Source organism: Rhizobium sp. N122, from assembly GCF_002211295.1.
In the GTDB taxonomy this organism is placed as follows: domain Bacteria; phylum Pseudomonadota; class Alphaproteobacteria; order Rhizobiales; family Rhizobiaceae; genus Rhizobium.
On the sequence record NZ_LOKU01000003.1, the window covers coordinates 1 to 16535 of the forward strand.

Genomic DNA, 16535 nt, shown 5'->3' on the forward strand with positions numbered 1-16535 from the left:
GCGCCGCCGACCTGCCGCTCTGGCTCCACCGTTACAATTGGCATCGCCCGCACGGCAGCCTACAATCCAAACCGCCCGTCAGTAGACTCGGCCTGATCAAGGACAACCTGTTGAGGCTCCACATCTAAAGCGCGTCGCGGTTAACTTGATTCATGCGACGCGCTTTAGCTCTTTGTTTTATGCATGTCGTTATCCGGGAACCGCTGCACACTTTCCGGCGACATGCATTGGATGTAACGAATCTTTCATATCCCCCTTACAACCGCGGCAAAATGGGGTAGAAGGCCCGACAATGTGCATGTCATGCACGTGCGTATAGTATTCCGCGGCCGGAGACGAGAATGGCATTCAACGACGACAGCTTCATCCGTGAAGTCAATGAGGAATTGCGGTCCGACCAGATGAAGGGCGCTTGGCGCCGGTTCGGCCGCTATATCATCGTCGTCGCCATCCTGATCGTCGTCGGCACCGCCGGCAAGGTTCTCTACGAATATTGGGACGACAACCGCTCCTCCGGCACCGGCGACCAGTTCCTGGCGGCGATGAAGCTTGCCGACGAAAACAAGAACGACGAGGCGCTGGCCGCGCTCGACAAACTCGAGAAAGAAGGCCATGGCGCCTATCCGGTGCTGGCGCGCATGCGGGCCGCGACCGTCCAGGCACAGAAGGGCGATGCCGCCGCGGCGATTGCCGCCTTCAACGAGATCGGCCAGGACAATGGTGTGCCGGCCGCCGTGCGCGATGCCGCCAAGATGCGCGCCGGCTGGCTGCTGATCGAAAACGGCTCCTATGAACAGGTTTCGGCGGCGATCGAGGAAATGGCCGTGCCGGGCAACGCCTTCCGCCATTCGGCACGCGAAGCGCTCGGCCTTGCCTCTTATAAGGCCGGCAACATGGCCCAGGCCCGGCAATGGTTCCAGTCGATCGTCGACGATACCGACAGCCCGCGCAACGTTGCCAATCGCGCCCACATGATGCTTGATCTCATTACCGCATCCGGCAAGGCGCCCGCCGCGCAGGGCTGAGTTTTAAGGAAAAAGAATGAGTTTCACGGTCGCGATCGTCGGTCGTCCGAATGTCGGCAAGTCGACACTTTTCAACCGCCTGGTGGGAAAGAAGCTGGCGCTTGTCGACGACACGCCTGGAGTGACCCGTGACCGCCGGCCGGGCGATGCGCGGCTGATGGGCCTGACCTTTACGATCATCGACACTGCCGGCCTGGAAGAGGCCGACGAGGAAAGCCTGCAGGGCCGGATGCGCGCGCAGACGGAAGCGGCGATCGATGAGGCCGATCTTTCGCTGTTCGTCGTCGATGCCAAGAACGGGCTGACGCCCGTCGACACTGCGCTTGCCGAAATGCTGCGCCGGCGTGGCAAACCTGTCGTGCTGGTCGCCAATAAATCCGAGGCGCGCGGCTCCGACAGCGGTTTCTACGACGCCTATACGCTGGGTCTCGGCGAGCCGACGCCGATTTCGGCCGAACACGGCGAGGGCATGCTCGATCTGCGCGACGCGATCGTCGAGGCGATCGGCAAGGACCGGGCCTATGCCAAGGAAGATGTCGCCGTCACCAACGTCGACATTTCCGAGGCCGCAGGCGAAGGCGAGGACGAGGACGAAGAGCCCGTCTATGACGACACCAAGCCGCTCAGGGTGGCGATCGTCGGCCGTCCGAATGCCGGCAAGTCGACACTGATCAACCGCTTCCTCGGCGAGGATCGGCTTTTGACCGGGCCGGAGGCCGGCATCACCCGCGATTCCATCTCGGTCGAATGGGATTGGCGCGGCCGCACCATCAAGATGTTCGATACCGCAGGCATGCGCCGCAAGGCGCGGGTGACCGAGAAGCTCGAAAAGCTCTCCGTCGCCGACGCGCTGCGCGCCATCCGTTTTGCCGAGACCGTCGTCATCGTCTTCGACGCGACGATCCCCTTCGAGAAGCAGGACCTGCAGATCGTCGATCTGGTGCTGCGCGAGGGTCGTGCGGCCGTGCTTGCCTTCAACAAGTGGGATATGATCGAAGACCGGCAGGCGGTGCTTGCGGATCTGCGCGAAAAGACCGACCGGCTGCTGCCGCAGGCGCGCGGCATCCGCGCCGTGCCGATCTCCGGCCAGACCGGCTGGGGGCTCGATAAGCTGATGCAGTCGATCATCGACACGGATAGGGTCTGGAACAAGCGCATCTCGACGGCAAGGCTCAACCGCTGGCTGGAGACGCAACAGATCCAGCATCCGCCACCGGCCGTGTCCGGCCGGCGCATCAAGCTGAAATACATGACCCAGGTCAAGGCCCGCCCGCCGGCCTTCATGATCTCCTGCACCCGTTCCGACGCGCTGCCGGAATCCTATACGCGCTATCTGATCAACGGATTGCGCGCCGATTTCGACATGCCGAGCGTGCCGATCCGAATTCATTTCCGTTCGGCTGAGAATCCGTTCGAAGGCAAGAAGAGGCGGACCTAGGGCGCCTGTTGGTGCCTTGAGGAATGTCCGTTTGCGTCGTACTTGGGTTACCCCCCCTCTGCCCTGCCGGGCATCTCCCCCATAAGGGGGGAGATCGACACGTGGATGGAATCTCCCCAAACAATTGATGTTGGAGCGAGTGGGTCCGCCCAGCCGATCTCCCACCTGTGGGGGAGATGCCCGGCAGCGCAGAGGGGTGCCTCAGGCACGACCTATCTCGATCGCCTTGAACTAAGCCACGCTTCTATCCAGCGCCTCGCGCAGCGCCACGATTTCAGCCTGGAGCCGAGTAAGATCCACGGCCTCACGACCGCTCGCTTCCACGACGCAGCCGGGGATGCCGATCGCTTTTTCCTTCAGTCGGTTGCCTTGGTCGCTAAGCCGAATGACGACGATGCGTTCGTCCTCGCTGCTGCGTTCGCGCCTGATATAGCCGGCGCTTTCCAAGCGTTTGAGCAGAGGGGTCAGCGTGCTGGATTCCAGGAAGAGCTTTTCGCCGAGACCGCCGACCGTTTGGCCGTCCTGTTCCCACAACGCGACCATGGCCAGGTATTGCGGATAGGTGAGACCGAGTGCGTCGAGAAGCGGCTTGTAAACCCGGTTCAGGGCATGGCTTGCCGTATACACGGCAAAACAAATGAAATTATCGAGCTTCAGCTGATCCTGCATGGTCATCTCCAGAACTGAGTGAATTTATATCGTGCAACAAATAATCGCAAGCGTCTTTTTTGCATGGCAGGCGTGCCAAAATTTAAATTGCTCGATAAATAATCGTGCGCGATATAACTGTCGTGTTCACGACGAACACCAAACCGAGAGGACAAGACAATGTCGACCATCCAGACCGCCGTTTCCGCCGCAGCACTCCTGGCAGCCTCCGCCGTCGGCGCGTTTGCCGACCCGGTACTCGAGCCGACAACGCAGACATTCATCGACAGCCTTGCCGGCGGCCAGCCGATCTACACGCTGTCACCGGCCGATGCCCGGAATGTTCTGGCCGGCGCGCAGAAGGGCGACGTCAAGAAGCTTGCCGCAAAGGAAGAAGATAAGGTCATCAAATCAGGGCCGACCGGCAGCATCAAGCTGCGCATCGTCCGCCCGCAACATGCCAAGGGCACGCTGCCGGTTATTCTCTACTTCCATGGCGGCGGCTGGGTGCTGGGCGATGCCGATACGCATGACCGGCTGGTGCGCGAAATCGCCAACGGCGCCAATGCCGCCGTCGTCTTCGTCGATTACGAACGTTCGCCGGAAGCCCGTTATCCCGTGGCCATCGAGCAGGCCTATGCGGCGACCAAATATGTCGCCGAGCACGCCAAGGAGTTCAACGTCGACGCCAGCAGGCTGGCGGTTGCGGGCGACAGCGTCGGCGGCAACATGGCGGCGGTGGTGACGCTGCTTGCCAAAGAGCGCGGCGGTCCCGCGATCGACCAGCAGGTGTTGTTCTACCCGGTCACCGACGCCAATTTCGACAATGGTTCCTATAACCAGTTCGCCAATGGTCCGTGGCTGACCAAGGAAGCGATGAAGTGGTTCTGGGACGCCTACCTGCCCGACGAGGCCAAGCGCAAGGAGCCGACGGCTTCGCCGCTGCAGGCCACGCTGGAGCAGTTGAACGGCTTGCCGCCGGCGCTCGTCATCGTCGACGAGAACGACGTGCTGCGCGATGAGGGCGAAGCCTATGCCCGCAAACTCAGTCAGGCCGGCGTTCGCGTCACGTCGATGCGTTACAACGGCACGATCCACGACTTCGTACTCTTGAACGCCATCGCCGAAACGCCTGCTGCGCGCAGCGCGATTGCGGTTGCGAACGACACGCTTCGCAACGCTTTGCACAAGTAAGGGCGATACAGCTCTTTGTGTTCACGCAATTTCGGGCAAAAGCGCTTTGCGCTTTGCCTGGCAAAACCGCGTCACACTTTTGCTGGAATTGCTTTAGTCTGCGGAGGGAACGGGCCCGGCGGTTTCGCCGGGCTTTCTGCTTCTGGGCAGCGACTTGGCAAATTGCCAGGCCCTTTTCCATTTCGGCGTGATGACGCCGTTGGCGGCGCGGATATTGTTGATGAACTGCAGCGTCGCCGCTTCCCAGGAATATTGCATGGCAAGCTCGAGTGCCTGGGTGCGCGAGGCGGAGAGGGCGGCAAGGCAGGCGGCTTGCAGGTTCTGGTCGAGCGCGCCGACCTTGCTGTCTTCGCCGATGATATCGAGCGGGCCGGTGACCGGATAGGCGGCGACCGGGACGCCCGATGCCAGCGCTTCAAGGATGGTGTTGCCGAACGTGTCGGTGAGCGAGGGAAAGACGAAGACGTCGGCCTGGGCATAGGCTTTCGCCAGATCCTCGCCGAACTTCACACCGGTAAAGTGCACATCGGGATAGCGCTGCTCCAGCTCGGCGCGTGCCGGGCCGTCGCCGACGACGACCTTCGAACCGGGCAGGTCGAGATCGAGAAAGGCCGGCAGATTCTTTTCCAACGCCACACGGCCGACTGTCATGAAGATCGGGCGCGGAAGGCCGAATGGCTCCTGTTCGAGCGGCATCGGATGGAATTGCGTGGCGTCGATGCCCCGGGTCCAAGGCATCAGGTTCTTGATGCCGCGGGCCGAAAGCTCGCGCGCAAGGCTCGGTGTCGCGACCATGCAGCCGGCGCCCCCATTGTGGAACCAGCGTACGAAGGCATAAAGCCAGCTTTGCGGAATCGGCAGGCGGGCCGAAACATATTCGGGAAAGCGCGTGTGATAGCTGGTGGAGAAGGGCATGCCCTTGCGTAGGCACCATCGGCGGGCGGTCAGCCCCAGCGGCCCTTCGGTGGCGATATGCACATAGGAAGGATTGTGTTTTTCGATCTCACGGGCGATGCGGCGGTAATTGGCAATCGACAGGCGGATCTCGGGATAGGTCGGGCAGGGGATGCTGTTGAAGCGCTCCGGCGTCACCATCGAAACAGCCACGCCCATCTTCGCCAGCTCGCGATTGGTGTTCTCGATCGAGCGCACGACGCCGTTGACCTGCGGATGCCAGGCGTCAGTAACGATCACCAAGCGTTCCGGCAGGTTGCCGGCGGCTGTAGCATTGGCCCAGCTCTCGCTGTGATGAGTGTTTGCCGGATGTTGCAGCATGTCACGATTTCCATCCGCGTTGCATCGGTGTGCCAACGCTCAATCCCAAAGCGAGGTTCCGGAACGGCGATTCCCGCCTGCCTATTTTGAGGCATGACCATGATGGAAATATTACAGCCGCATGCCCGCGTTTGCAGGCCTTTCAGCGGCCCGATCCCCGCGAATATGTCAGCGGCCGATCGCGGTTTCATGCGGAAAGAAGGACGGCGCCGATCGTGGACCGGCGCCGTTTGGGAGGTTAAGCGGCAGCAGAAGCCGAGCTTGCGGTCGGAACTTCCGAAATCGTCTTCAGAACCTGGGAAGCGATCTGATAGGGGCAGCCCTGCGAGTTCGGGCGGCGATCTTCCAGATAGCCCTTGTAGTCGTTCTTGACGAAGGAATGCGGGACGCGGATCGAGGCGCCACGGTCGGCAACGCCGTAGGAGAACTTGTTCCACGGAGCCGTTTCGTGCTTGCCGGTCAGGCGCTTGTCGTTGTCAGGACCGTAAACGTCGATGTGGTCCATCAGGTTCTTTTCGAACTGCGCCATCAGCGCTTCGAAATAGGCCTTGCCGCCGACTTCGCGCATGTACTTGGTCGAGAAGTTGCAATGCATGCCCGAACCGTTCCAGTCGGTGTCGCCGAGCGGCTTGCAGTGATACTCGATGTCGATGCCGTATTTTTCGGTCAGGCGCTGCAGCAGGTAGCGTGCCATCCAGATCTGGTCGGCGGCCTTCTTGGAGCCCTTGCCGAAAATCTGGAATTCCCACTGGCCCTTGGCCACTTCGGCATTGATGCCTTCGTGGTTGATGCCGGCAGCCAGGCACAGGTCGAGATGTTCTTCGACGATTTCGCGGGCGACGTCGCCGACGTTCGAATAGCCGACGCCAGTGTAGTAGGGGCCCTGCGGAGCCGGGTAGCCCTGCTCGGGGAAGCCGAGCGGACGGCCGTTCTGGTAGAAGAAGTATTCCTGTTCGAAGCCGAACCATGCATCTTCATCGTCGAGAATGGTCGCGCGAGCGTTGCTCGGGTGCGGCGTGACGCCATCAGGCATCATGACTTCGCACATGACGAGCGCGCCGTTGGTGCGAGCCGGGTCGGGATAGATGGCGACCGGCTTCAGCACGCAATCGGAGCTGCGGCCTTCGGCCTGCATGGTCGACGAACCGTCGAAGCCCCAGAGCGGAAGCTGTTCCAGTGTCGGGAATACGTCGAATTCCTTGATCTGCGTCTTGCCACGCAGGTTCGGTACCGGAGTGTACCCATCGAGCCAAATATACTCGAGCTTATATTTTGTCATCGTGACTCTCTCAATGCTACGAAGGTGAGCAAATCCGGAGACGATCTCGGCGCGCAAGCGCATCCAACCGCCAGGGGATGCACCTCTTAAAGCATGTAGCGTGCCAGTTCGGCTGCAGTGGCGAAAAAAATCGCAAATCAGCCTGCGGACATGCATTTTTCTCTGCCGAAATCACCCGTTTTGACGGCGGATGGCCGTGTCATCGGCAAGAAACCGAATTTCGCCGTCGGAACCGGATGAAAATTTCGGCGTTAGCCTGGCGTGATGAAGTGTTGAACAAATAGGCGGACGCTCTCGGAGCAGACAGCATATCGATCAATCATAATATTGAGATGCATATAATTTGTGCAATTTGCATAAACTATGTGCATCGTGTTATGGTCGCGGCGATAAATGTCGATGCGCCGAACTGAATGGAGGCGATCTCATGCCCACCGGTTTCCATCGTGAATCCGCAACGATTTACCAGTTTCCCGTCAAGCCGACGCGGGCCGCCAGCCGGTTCGAACGCTTTCGGATGATGGAGCGCGAGGCCGCCGATATTTGCGACGCGGCGCTCGACAGTTGCTGGTACCATGACGAGGCGGCTCGCGAGACCGACCGGCCGACGAAGTCCTGAGTTTTCCCCTTTAGCGGGTCAGAACGCCGACAAGGCGGCGAGCGCTTGCGTATCGCATTCGTCCCGGGTTGTCATGTGCGGGCTCAGCCGCCGTTCAACCCCAGTTTTTCCTTTGCCACCAATGCGCCGTGCTCACTGACGACGCGGGCTGCGACGCCTGCAGCGAAGCGGGCGGCGGCGGTTGCATCCGTTGTTTCCAGATAGTTTGCAAGGAAGGCGCCGTTGAAGCTGTCGCCGGCACTGGTGGTATCGACCACTTGGGCGACCTTCTCGGCCGGAACGAAGCTCTCCTCTCCGGCGAAATTCAGCCTGACTCCGTCCGCGCCATTCTTGACGACGATATGGACGGCGCCCAGCGCGTGATAGCGGTTGATCGTCGCCTCGATGGAATCGTCGCCGAAATGGGCGGCCTCATCATCGAAGCTCGGCATGACGATCACCGAGGAGCGGGCGCCCTCGCTGATCGTTGCGTGCATGATGTCATAACTCGACCAGAGGCGGGGGCGGATGTTCGGGTCGAACACCACCAGCTTGCCGGCGGCCTTGGCGCGGCGGATTTCGGCGAGCAGCGTCGTGGCATCCTCCTGCGGCAGGATGGCAAGGGTGATGCCGGAGAAATAGACGAGGTCAGCACTCTCAACCGCCTCACGCAGGCGGTCGGGGTCGGCGGCCAGTCCGCGGGCAGCCGAACTGTCGCGCCAATAGCTGAAGGAGCGCTCGCCGTTCTTCAGATTGATCATATAGAGGCCGGGTGTCTTGCCCCTGATGCGGCGGATGAGGCTCGTGCCGATGCCTGCCTTGTCGATGAAGGCGACCATCTCATCCGACATCGCATCGTCGCCAAGCGCGGTAAAATAATCGACCGACCAGTCGGGGCCGAGGCAGGCACGGGCATACCAGGCGGTGTTGAACGTATCGCCGGCGAAGCCTTTGCGCAGCAGGCCGTCGCCTGCCTGCGAGAGCTCCACCATGCATTCACCGATCGATAGAAACCGTCTGCTCACCTTGTCCTCCCGGCATTGTTCTTTATCGCTGATACGCGGAGCCAGGCGGAGTGACAAGCGTTGATATCATGGATGCCGATATCGCAGGAGGTAAAGCCCGCCTTCGTCGCGAGGCGAAGACGGGCGCCGGCAAGGGCTCTTATTCGTGGATCGTGTAGCTGCCCATCTGGCAAAGATCCTGCGTGTCTTCGGTGGTCGCGAGGTTCGAACCTTCCTCGAACTCGAAGCGCATATCGTATTTGCAGACGGTGCGGCCATCGGCGATAGTGATGTCGATGCTTTCGCCCGGATCGAGAACGTCTTCGCCGAAGACGTCTTCCTCCCAATTGGCGACACCCGTCGGCGAGCTGTAGAAGCGCGTCAGGACGGAGTCGGTGCCGTTGGTGAGCTTGAACTTCAGATCTTCGGCCTGTGCCGAAATGGCGGAGGCAGCGATGATCGCAGATGTAACTGCGATCAATCCCGATAGTCTCGATTTCATATATGCGTTCCCCTAACCCGTGATTGGGCGGGAAAGAGTTAGCATGCGCTCAGATAAATCTTTCTTATCGGGGACTTTAGAACCCAAAATAAGTCCGCTTTTCCAGGCGCTTCATCCTGAGATTGCGTAGTCGCTCATGGCCTGTCCATATGATAGCAAGCTGCCTTCTGGCCGGGACGGACCCCCTCGGTCGGCGGCATTTCGGTGCGACAGATATCGGTCGCCTTCCAGCAGCGCGGCGAGAAGACACAGCCTTTCGGCGGGTTGAGCGGCGAGGGCGGATCGCCCTGCAAGCGGATGCGGGTACGCAGGCGCGCGAGCTTCGGATCCGGGATCGGTGCTGCGGAAAAGAGCGCCTGTGTATAGGGATGGGCCGGATGATCGAAGACGGTGGCACAGTCGCCCGCCTCCACCACCCGGCCGAGATAGAGCACCAGCACATCGTCGGAAATCAGCCGCACGACGGAGAGGTCGTGGCTGATGAAAATCAGCGTCAGGCCGAACTCCTTGCGCAGCTTGCGCAGAAGCGTGATCACCTGGCCCTGGATCGAGACGTCGAGTGCCGAAACCGGCTCGTCGCAGATGATCAGCTTCGGTTTGGTGATGACAGCGCGGGCGATGCCGATGCGTTGCGCCTGGCCGCCGGAAAATTCGTGCGGATAGCGGTTGATCATCTCCGGCACCAGGCCGACGGCAGTCATGATCTCGCGCACACGTTCGGTGCGCCCGGCCTTCGAAAGCTTCGGCTCGAAAACGGTGAGCGGTTCGGCGATGATATCGCCGACCGTCATGCGCGGGTCGAGCGAGGCGATCGGATCCTGGAAGATGATCTGCATGTCGCGGCGGGCGGCGCGCATTTCCTCCTCCGAGAGGTCGAGAAGATTGCGGCCCTGCCAGAGGATGCGGCCCTTCTGCGATTTCAACAGCCGCAGAATGGAGCGGCCGAGCGTGGACTTGCCGCAGCCGGATTCACCGACGACGCCGAGGGTGCGGCCTTCGGCGAGATCGAAGCTGACATTGTTGACGGCGGTGAGGAAAATCGGCGGCTTGAACAAGCCCTTCGCCGGCAATTCGAACTGGGTCGTCAGGTTCTCGACCCTTAGAAGCGATCGGTCAGCCATGGTTCAGCAACTCCTCACGGCGCGGGAACGGGTGGTAGCAGGCGGCGCAGTGGCGCGGCGCCAGGGTCTCGAGCGGCGGCGGGCGGTCGATGCAATCGTCCTGGACCTGTGAACAGCGCGGCGAGAAATTGCAGCCCTTCGGCAGGTGCTGCAGGTTCGGCGGGCGCCCGGGGATAACGACCAGCTCGTCGACATCCTGATCCGGGCGCGGGATCGAGGCATGCAGCGCCGCCGTATAGGGATGGGCGGGATTGTCGAAGAGCTCGTCGACCGGCGCCTCCTCGACGATGCGGCCGGCATACATGACGGCGACGCGGTCGGCGAGGCCGGCGACGACGCCGAGATCGTGGGTGATCATGATCAGCGCCGTGTTCATCTCCGCCGTCAGGTCGTTGAAGAGATCGAGGATCTGGGCCTGAATGGTGACGTCGAGCGCCGTCGTCGGCTCGTCGGCAATCAGCAGCTTCGGCTTGGTGAGCAGCGCCATGGCGATGACGATGCGCTGGCGCATGCCGCCGGAAAGCTCATGCGGATAGAGGTGGAAGCGCCGCGTCGGGTCCGGGATGCCGACGCGTTTCAGCATGTCGAGGGCCGCCTCGGATGCGGCACGTGCCGTCAGGCCGCGGTGAACCTCGAGCTGTTCCGTCAACTGCCGCGAAATCCTGAGCGATGGATTCAAGGCGGTCATCGGATCCTGGAAGACCATGGCCATGTCCTTGCCACGGATCTGGTCGAGCTCGCGCGGTTTCAACGACAGCACATCCCTGCCTTCGAGCAGCGCCTGTCCCGCCGTCCTGCCGTTCTTGGCGAGCAGGCCCATGATGCCGAGGAAGGTCTGGCTCTTGCCCGAGCCGGACTCGCCGACGATGGCGACGCGCTCGCCGCGCCGGACGGTGAGGTTCATATTCGAGACCGCCTTCACCTCGCCGTCAGGCGTTTTGAAGGTAATCGAATAGTCCTTAAGTTCGAGCAGAATGTCTTTTTGCGTTTCATGGGCCATTCTAGCGATCCTTCGGGTCGAACGCGTCGCGCAGCCCGTCGCCGATGAAGAGCAGGCTGAGCAGCAGGGCCACGAGGAAACTTGCCGGGAAGATCAGCAGCCAGGGCATGCTTTCCATGGCGTCGGTTCCCTCGGCGATGAGCGTGCCGAGCGAGGTCAGCGGTTCCTGGACGCCGAAGCCGAGGTAGGACAGGAAGCTTTCGGTGGCGATAATCTCGGGCACCGTCAGCGCCGCGAAGATGACCACCGGGCCGACGAGGTTCGGAATGATGTGCTTGACGATGATCTTGAACGGCCGCTGCCCGGAGGCACGGGCCGCCTCGATGAATTCGCGATGCTTGATCGACAGGGTCTGGCCCCGCACGATGCGGGCCATGGTCAGCCACTCCAGCGCGCCGATCGCGGCAAAGAGCAGGTAGACGTTGCGGCCGAAGATCACCATCAGCAGGATGACGAAGAGGATATAGGGAAGGGCGTACATGATATCGACGAAGCGCATCATGATCGCGTCCAGCCTGCCGCCGATATAGCCCGATATGGCGCCGTAGAGTACGCCGATGACGACCGAGACGACGGTTGCCGTCAGCGCCACGGCCAGCGAGACGCGGGTGCCGTAGAGCACGCGGGCAAGCAGGTCGCGTCCGTTCGGGTCGGTGCCGAAATAATGGCCGGTCTCGATCGACGGCGGAATGCGGAAGGCGGCCCAGTCCGGATCCTCGTAGTTGAAGGGAATGAACCAGGGGCCGAGGAAGGCGGCGAGGATCAACAGCGCCAGGACGGCGATCGACAGAACGGCCGCCTTGTTGCGCCCGAGACGGCGGAGCGCATCCCTGGTGAGCGAACGGCCTTCGGGGGCCAGGCCCTCCGCCTGCAGAAGCTCCTCGGCGAGCAGTTCGCGTTTTGCGGGGTTGAGGATCATCGGTTTCTCACTTTCGGGTCCAGCCAGGCATAGGCGATGTCGACCAGAAGGTTCAGGAACACGATCAGCACCATGTAGAAGATGACCGTACCGAGAACCATGCCGTAATCGCGATTCAGCGCTGCGTTGACGAAGTAGCGGCCGATGCCGGGCAATCCGAAGATGCTTTCGACAACGAGCGAGCCGGTGAGAAGGTAGCTTGCCGCCGGCCCCAGATAGGAGACGACAGGCATGAGCGCCGGCTTCAGCGCATGGCGCATCACCGTCAGCCGCGGGCCGATGCCCTTGGCTTTGGCGGTGCGGATGAAGTTCTGGTTCATCACCTCGATCATCGAGCCGCGGGTGATGCGCGAGATGCGGCCGGCATGCGGCAGGGCCAGAACGACGATCGGCAGGATCAGATGTTTGATCGAGCCGTCACCCCAGCCGCCGACCGGAAACCAGCCGAGCTGAATTCCGAAGATCAATTGCAGGATCGGCGCGATCAGGAAGTTCGGCAACACCACCCCCACCAGGATGAGGGCGCCGAGAATATAGTCCGGCGTCTTGTTCTGGTAGAGCGCGCCAAGACAGCCGACGGCGATGCCGACGATGATGGCGATCAGGAAGGCGGCGGTACCAATCGTGAAGGTATAGGGCAGACCGATCATGATCTGCTGGGCGACGGAAAAATCCTCGCTGGCGAAGGAGGGGCCGAGATCGCCCCGAAGCAGGTCACCGACATAGATCAGGTACTGCTGGATCAGCGGCTTATCGAGATTGTAATGAACCGCGAGGTTTTTCAGGATCACCGGCGGCAATGGCCTTTCGCCATCGAACGGGCCGCCGGGGGCAAGGCGCAAAACGAAAAAACAGGCTGTGACGGCGATCCACAGAACGGGGATCGTCGATAGCAGGCGACGGAGGGCATATTTGATCATGATCGTGGGCCGGTCCTTCCCGCGCGCGGCGGGAAGGACCGTTTTCCCTTACTCTTTCATCGACAGCCAGCGGGTGCGGTGGATGTCCTGAATGTTGTCGACGAAGCCTTCGATCTTCGGCGAAACGACGTTTTTCGAGACATAGTAGTAGATCGGCAGGGCGGCAGAATCATCAAGCGCCAACTGCTCGGCCTTCTTGAAGATTTCGGCGCGCTTCTTCAGATCCGTCTCGGCGTTGCCGTCCTTGATCAGTTTGTCGTACTCAGGATTGGACCAGCGGCCGTAATTCATCTGGACGCCTGTGACCAGCAGGTTCAGGAAATTGTCCGGATCGTTGTAGTCGGCGAGCCAGCCGGCGCGGCCGATCTGCACTTCGCCGCGCTGCAACTGGTCATAATGGACTTTGGTCTCGGCGTTGACGAGTTCGACATTGACGCCGAGCGGCTTCCACATCGAGGCGATCGCCACGGCGATGCGCTTATGGTTGTCGTTGGTGTTGTATTTGAGTTCGGCGGTCAGCGGATGATCCGGACCGAAACCGGCCTCCTTCAGCAGCTTCTTGGCTTCTTCGACCTTGTCCTTATAGGGAAGATCCTTCCAGGAAACGTAGGCCGGTTCGCCGTAGTTTGCCGTGCCCGGCGGGACCCACGAATAGGCCGGCAGTTCGCCGGTGCCGAGAATTTGCGGCCCGATGACTTCGCGGTTGATCGCCATGGAAAGGGCCTGGCGCACGCGCTTGTCGGCGAAGGGCGGCTTGCTCGAATTGATGACGTAATAATAGAGGCCGGAGAAGGGGGCCACATGCGCCTGGCCCGGCAGGTTCTTCTTCATCCACTCGTACTGGTCGGTGGGGAAATCGGTGAGGATGTCGAATTCGCCAGCACGGTAACGTTTCAGTGCCGCTTCCTGATCCTCAAGCACGAAGAACTTGGCGCCGTCGATCTTCAGGTCTTTGGCGCCGTACCACTGGTCGTTCTTAACTGTCGTGACATGCGAGCCCGGAACCCATTCGACCGGCTTGTAAGGGCCGTTGGTGACGATGTTGCCGATCTTGACCCAATCCTGGCCTTTCGCCTCGACGACGTGCTTGGGCAGCGGATAGGCGGTGTAATGCATCAGCGCATTTAGGAAATAAGGGGTCGGGTTCTCAAGGGTGATTTCAAGCGTCTTGTCGTCGATCGCCTTGACGCCGAGCTGGTTGAGATCGGTGATTTCGCCCTTGTTGATCTTTTCGGCATTCTTGATGGTGAACTGCAGATAGGCGTAATCGGCGGCGTTCTTCGGGTCGACGAGGCGCTGGAAGGCGAAGACGAAGTCTCCTGCCGTTACCGGCTGGCCATCGGACCACTTGATGCCGTCGCGAAGCTTGAAGGTATAGATCTTGCCATCAGGGGAAATCGTCCAGCTTTCTGCTTGGCCGGGGACCGGATTGTCCTTGGCGTCTTCAGTGACGAGACCTTCGAAAATGTCGCCGGCGATACGGTTCTCCCAGTCGCCGGAAAGCTTCTGCGGATCGAGCGATTGCGGGTCGCCACCATTGTGAATGTTGAGCGTGGCCGCATGCGCCGAAAACGCCAGCAATGTGCCAAGCATTGCGGAGGCGAGAAATTTTTTCGTGAACTGGTTCATCGTGGGTCCACCTTTCTAGGCTTTGCGCCTTTATTAGACATCTGTTCCCGACATTTGACCTCTTACGTGCAGGTCAGTGCGCACCTTATCGCAAAGGAATCGCGTTGCAACCCCAAATCCGGAGGCTGGAAACGGGTTGTGGACAAGCCTATATACGTCTCCCCCTTGTTGGATCGCGACGACACATTGCGACATTTCCAGCACATCCATAACGGCCTCACATGTTGTCTTTTGTTTCGTCCGCTTTAGTGTGGCGGGCGCTAACAAGGCAGGAGATGGAGCCGATGGCATTGCAGGCAGGCGGGAATGCGGACTGGTGGCGCGGCGCGGTGATCTATCAGGTCTATCCGCGCTCGTTTCAGGACACCAACAGCGACGGGCTCGGCGACCTCAAGGGGATCACCCGCCGGCTGCCGCATATCGCCAGTCTCGGGGTCGACGCAATCTGGCTTTCGCCCTTCTTCAAATCGCCGATGGCCGACATGGGCTATGACGTTTCCGATTATTGCGATGTCGACCCGATCTTCGGAACGCTTGCCGATTTCGACGAGATGATGGCCGAGGCGCATCGGCGCGGCATCAAGGTCGTCATCGACCAGGTGATCTCGCATACATCAGACCGGCATCCTTGGTTCGTCGAGAGCCGGACGAGCCGGACCAATCCCAAGGCGGACTGGTATGTCTGGGCCGACCCGAAGCCGGATGGCACGGCGCCGAACAACTGGCTGTCGATCTTCGGCGGGCCGGGCTGGGAGTGGGACGGCGTGCGCAGGCAATATTACCAGCACAATTTTCTCACCTCTCAGCCGGATCTCAATTTCCACAGCAGGCAAGTGCAGGACGCGGTGCTGGAGACGGTGAAATTCTGGCTCGATCGCGGCGTCGACGGCTTTCGGCTGGATACGGTCAACTATTATTTCTGCGACAAGCAGCTCAGAAGCAATCCGCCGCACGAGCCCGATGAGGATGACGCAGGCCTCGATGCGCCCGACAGCAATCCCTACGGCATGCAGAACCACCTCTATGACAAGACGCAGCCTGAGAATGTCGATTTCCTCAAGCGCTTCCGGGTGCTGCTCGACCAGTATGAGGATCGCACGACCGTTGGGGAAGTCGGTGACGGGGCGCGTTCGCTGAAGACGGTGGCGGCCTATACGAGCGGCGGCGACAAGCTGCACATGTGCTACACATTCGATCTGCTGGGGCCGGAGTTCAGCGCCGAGCATATTCGCGGCTGCGTCGAGGCTTTTCAGAAGTCGGTGACCGACGGCTGGGTCTGCTGGGCTTTTTCCAATCACGACGTCATGCGCCATGTCAGCCGGTTCGCGCTGACGGCGGAGGAGCGGCCCGCCATCGCCAAGCTGGCGATCTCCGTGCTTGCTGCGCTGCGCGGCTCGATCTGCCTTTATCAGGGCGAGGAGCTTGGCCTGCCGGAGGCTGAGCTCGCCTTCGAGGATCTGCGCGATCCCTACGGCATCCGCTTCTGGCCGGCCTTCAAGGGCCGCGACGGATGCCGCACGCCGATGCCCTGGGAAGCCGGGAAGGCGCATGCGGGCTTCACCTCTGCCGAAAAGAGCTGGCTGCCGGTGCCTTATGAGCAGGCGGCCCTTTCCGTCGATACGCAGGAGGCACGCGACGGCTCTGTGCTCAATCACTATCGCAGGACGCTCGCCTTCCGAAAAAACCACCCGGCGTTGATCGACGGCGACATGACCTTCATTGGCACCAACGAGGACCTGCTCGCCTTCACCCGCGAGAAGGGCGGAGAAAAGCTGCTCTTCGTTTTCAACCTCGCTCGCAAGCCGGCGGAATTCCGCCTGCCGGAGGGCATGGTGCTCGCGGAACCGCTCGCCATGCCGGGGTTTAAGGCAGTGGCTGGCGCGGGCTCGGTGAAACTTGCGGCGCTGGATGGATTCTGTGCACGGGTTTGACGGTCTCGCTATCGCTGCGGAGGTAATAATTTTGACAGTATGTATTTTTTAA

Annotated in this window: 15 protein-coding genes and 1 pseudogene; 6 read left to right on the forward strand and 10 right to left on the reverse strand. The window is 61.0% G+C overall.

Annotated elements, in window-relative coordinates; genetic code table 11:
* The 3 genes and pseudogenes from ATY75_RS33730 to der form a co-directional block, all read left to right on the forward strand.
* Positions 1–128: pseudogene (locus ATY75_RS33730) on the forward strand (IS481 family transposase); the annotation flags it as partial.
* A 213-nt stretch (positions 129–341) separates the two neighbouring features.
* Positions 342–1025, forward strand: coding sequence for a tetratricopeptide repeat protein (locus ATY75_RS02885; protein WP_088936407.1), 684 nt, complete (start codon positions 342–344; stop codon positions 1023–1025).
* A gap of 16 nt (positions 1026–1041) precedes the next feature.
* Positions 1042–2463, forward strand: a complete 1422-nt coding sequence (gene der, locus ATY75_RS02890) for a ribosome biogenesis GTPase Der (RefSeq protein ID WP_088936408.1) — start codon at positions 1042–1044, stop codon at positions 2461–2463.
* Positions 2464–2694: 231 nt separating this feature from the next.
* On the opposite strand, the gene ATY75_RS02895 is transcribed toward der, so the two are convergent.
* On the reverse strand, positions 2695–3132 hold the full coding sequence (locus ATY75_RS02895; protein WP_088936409.1) for a MarR family transcriptional regulator: 438 nt from the start codon (positions 3130–3132) through the stop codon (positions 2695–2697).
* A gap of 159 nt (positions 3133–3291) precedes the next feature.
* Between ATY75_RS02895 and ATY75_RS02900 the strand changes: the two genes are divergently transcribed.
* Positions 3292–4305, forward strand: a complete 1014-nt coding sequence (locus ATY75_RS02900; protein WP_088936410.1) for an alpha/beta hydrolase — start codon at positions 3292–3294, stop codon at positions 4303–4305.
* A 93-nt stretch (positions 4306–4398) separates the two neighbouring features.
* Here ATY75_RS02900 and ATY75_RS02905 read toward each other — a convergent pair whose 3' ends face one another.
* Both ATY75_RS02905 and ATY75_RS02910 read right to left on the reverse strand, forming a co-directional pair.
* Positions 4399–5580: a glycosyltransferase family 1 protein gene (locus ATY75_RS02905; protein WP_088936411.1), complete on the reverse strand. Its 1182-nt coding sequence runs from the start codon at positions 5578–5580 to the stop codon at positions 4399–4401.
* Positions 5581–5818: 238 nt separating this feature from the next.
* Positions 5819–6859 (reverse strand): glutamine synthetase beta-grasp domain-containing protein, encoded by a 1041-nt coding sequence (locus tag ATY75_RS02910; RefSeq protein ID WP_088936412.1) that lies wholly within the window; start codon positions 6857–6859, stop codon positions 5819–5821.
* A gap of 427 nt (positions 6860–7286) precedes the next feature.
* Here ATY75_RS02910 and gstI point away from each other — a divergent pair, with 427 nt between their 5' ends.
* Positions 7287–7478, forward strand: coding sequence for a glutamine synthetase translation inhibitor GstI (gstI, locus tag ATY75_RS02915; protein WP_088936413.1), 192 nt, complete (start codon positions 7287–7289; stop codon positions 7476–7478).
* 83 nt (positions 7479–7561) lie between these two features.
* On the opposite strand, the gene ATY75_RS02920 is transcribed toward gstI, so the two are convergent.
* From ATY75_RS02920 to ATY75_RS02950, 7 genes are all read right to left on the reverse strand, one after another.
* Positions 7562–8482: a sugar kinase gene (locus tag ATY75_RS02920; RefSeq protein WP_064840119.1), complete on the reverse strand. Its 921-nt coding sequence runs from the start codon at positions 8480–8482 to the stop codon at positions 7562–7564.
* Between the two features lie 139 nt (positions 8483–8621).
* Entirely contained in the window at positions 8622–8963 is a 342-nt protein-coding gene (locus ATY75_RS02925) for a hypothetical protein (RefSeq protein ID WP_088936414.1), read from the reverse strand.
* 134 nt (positions 8964–9097) lie between these two features.
* Complete coding sequence (locus ATY75_RS02930) at positions 9098–10084, reverse strand: oligopeptide/dipeptide ABC transporter ATP-binding protein (protein WP_088936415.1); 987 nt, start codon at positions 10082–10084, stop codon at positions 9098–9100.
* Complete coding sequence (locus tag ATY75_RS02935) at positions 10077–11084, reverse strand: ABC transporter ATP-binding protein (RefSeq protein WP_064840114.1); 1008 nt, start codon at positions 11082–11084, stop codon at positions 10077–10079. The genes ATY75_RS02930 and ATY75_RS02935 overlap by 8 nt, the downstream gene beginning before the upstream one ends.
* 1 nt (position 11085) lies before the next feature.
* Complete coding sequence (locus ATY75_RS02940; RefSeq protein ID WP_064840112.1) at positions 11086–12003, reverse strand: ABC transporter permease subunit; 918 nt, start codon at positions 12001–12003, stop codon at positions 11086–11088.
* The gene (locus ATY75_RS02945) at positions 12000–12923 is read right to left on the reverse strand and encodes an ABC transporter permease subunit (protein ID WP_064840109.1); all 924 of its coding nucleotides are present in this window, start codon (positions 12921–12923) and stop codon (positions 12000–12002) included. The genes ATY75_RS02940 and ATY75_RS02945 overlap by 4 nt, the downstream gene beginning before the upstream one ends.
* A gap of 48 nt (positions 12924–12971) precedes the next feature.
* Positions 12972–14552: a peptide ABC transporter substrate-binding protein gene (locus tag ATY75_RS02950; protein WP_088936416.1), complete on the reverse strand. Its 1581-nt coding sequence runs from the start codon at positions 14550–14552 to the stop codon at positions 12972–12974.
* Positions 14553–14836: 284 nt separating this feature from the next.
* Here ATY75_RS02950 and ATY75_RS02955 point away from each other — a divergent pair, with 284 nt between their 5' ends.
* Positions 14837–16483 (forward strand): alpha-glucosidase family protein, encoded by a 1647-nt coding sequence (locus ATY75_RS02955; RefSeq protein WP_088936417.1) that lies wholly within the window; start codon positions 14837–14839, stop codon positions 16481–16483.
* The last annotated feature ends 52 nt before the right edge of the window (positions 16484–16535 follow it).

What these genes read in the sequence shown, in the direction of transcription:
- ATY75_RS02885 (WP_088936407.1), top strand. Translation starts at nt 342, where the DNA reads ATGGCATTCAACGACGACAGCTTCATCCGTGAAGTCAATGAGGAATTG.
- der (WP_088936408.1), top strand. Translation starts at nt 1,042, where the DNA reads ATGAGTTTCACGGTCGCGATCGTCGGTCGTCCGAATGTCGGCAAGTCG.
- ATY75_RS02895 (WP_088936409.1), bottom strand. Translation starts at nt 3,132, where the DNA reads ATGCAGGATCAGCTGAAGCTCGATAATTTCATTTGTTTTGCCGTGTAT.
- ATY75_RS02900 (WP_088936410.1), top strand. Translation starts at nt 3,292, where the DNA reads ATGTCGACCATCCAGACCGCCGTTTCCGCCGCAGCACTCCTGGCAGCC.
- ATY75_RS02905 (WP_088936411.1), bottom strand. Translation starts at nt 5,580, where the DNA reads ATGCTGCAACATCCGGCAAACACTCATCACAGCGAGAGCTGGGCCAAT.
- ATY75_RS02910 (WP_088936412.1), bottom strand. Translation starts at nt 6,859, where the DNA reads ATGACAAAATATAAGCTCGAGTATATTTGGCTCGATGGGTACACTCCG.
- gstI (WP_088936413.1), top strand. Translation starts at nt 7,287, where the DNA reads ATGCCCACCGGTTTCCATCGTGAATCCGCAACGATTTACCAGTTTCCC.
- ATY75_RS02925 (WP_088936414.1), bottom strand. Translation starts at nt 8,963, where the DNA reads ATGAAATCGAGACTATCGGGATTGATCGCAGTTACATCTGCGATCATC.
- ATY75_RS02930 (WP_088936415.1), bottom strand. Translation starts at nt 10,084, where the DNA reads ATGGCTGACCGATCGCTTCTAAGGGTCGAGAACCTGACGACCCAGTTC.
- ATY75_RS02935 (WP_064840114.1), bottom strand. Translation starts at nt 11,084, where the DNA reads ATGGCCCATGAAACGCAAAAAGACATTCTGCTCGAACTTAAGGACTAT.
- ATY75_RS02940 (WP_064840112.1), bottom strand. Translation starts at nt 12,003, where the DNA reads ATGATCCTCAACCCCGCAAAACGCGAACTGCTCGCCGAGGAGCTTCTG.
- ATY75_RS02945 (WP_064840109.1), bottom strand. Translation starts at nt 12,923, where the DNA reads ATGATCAAATATGCCCTCCGTCGCCTGCTATCGACGATCCCCGTTCTG.
- ATY75_RS02950 (WP_088936416.1), bottom strand. Translation starts at nt 14,552, where the DNA reads ATGAACCAGTTCACGAAAAAATTTCTCGCCTCCGCAATGCTTGGCACA.
- ATY75_RS02955 (WP_088936417.1), top strand. Translation starts at nt 14,837, where the DNA reads ATGGCATTGCAGGCAGGCGGGAATGCGGACTGGTGGCGCGGCGCGGTG.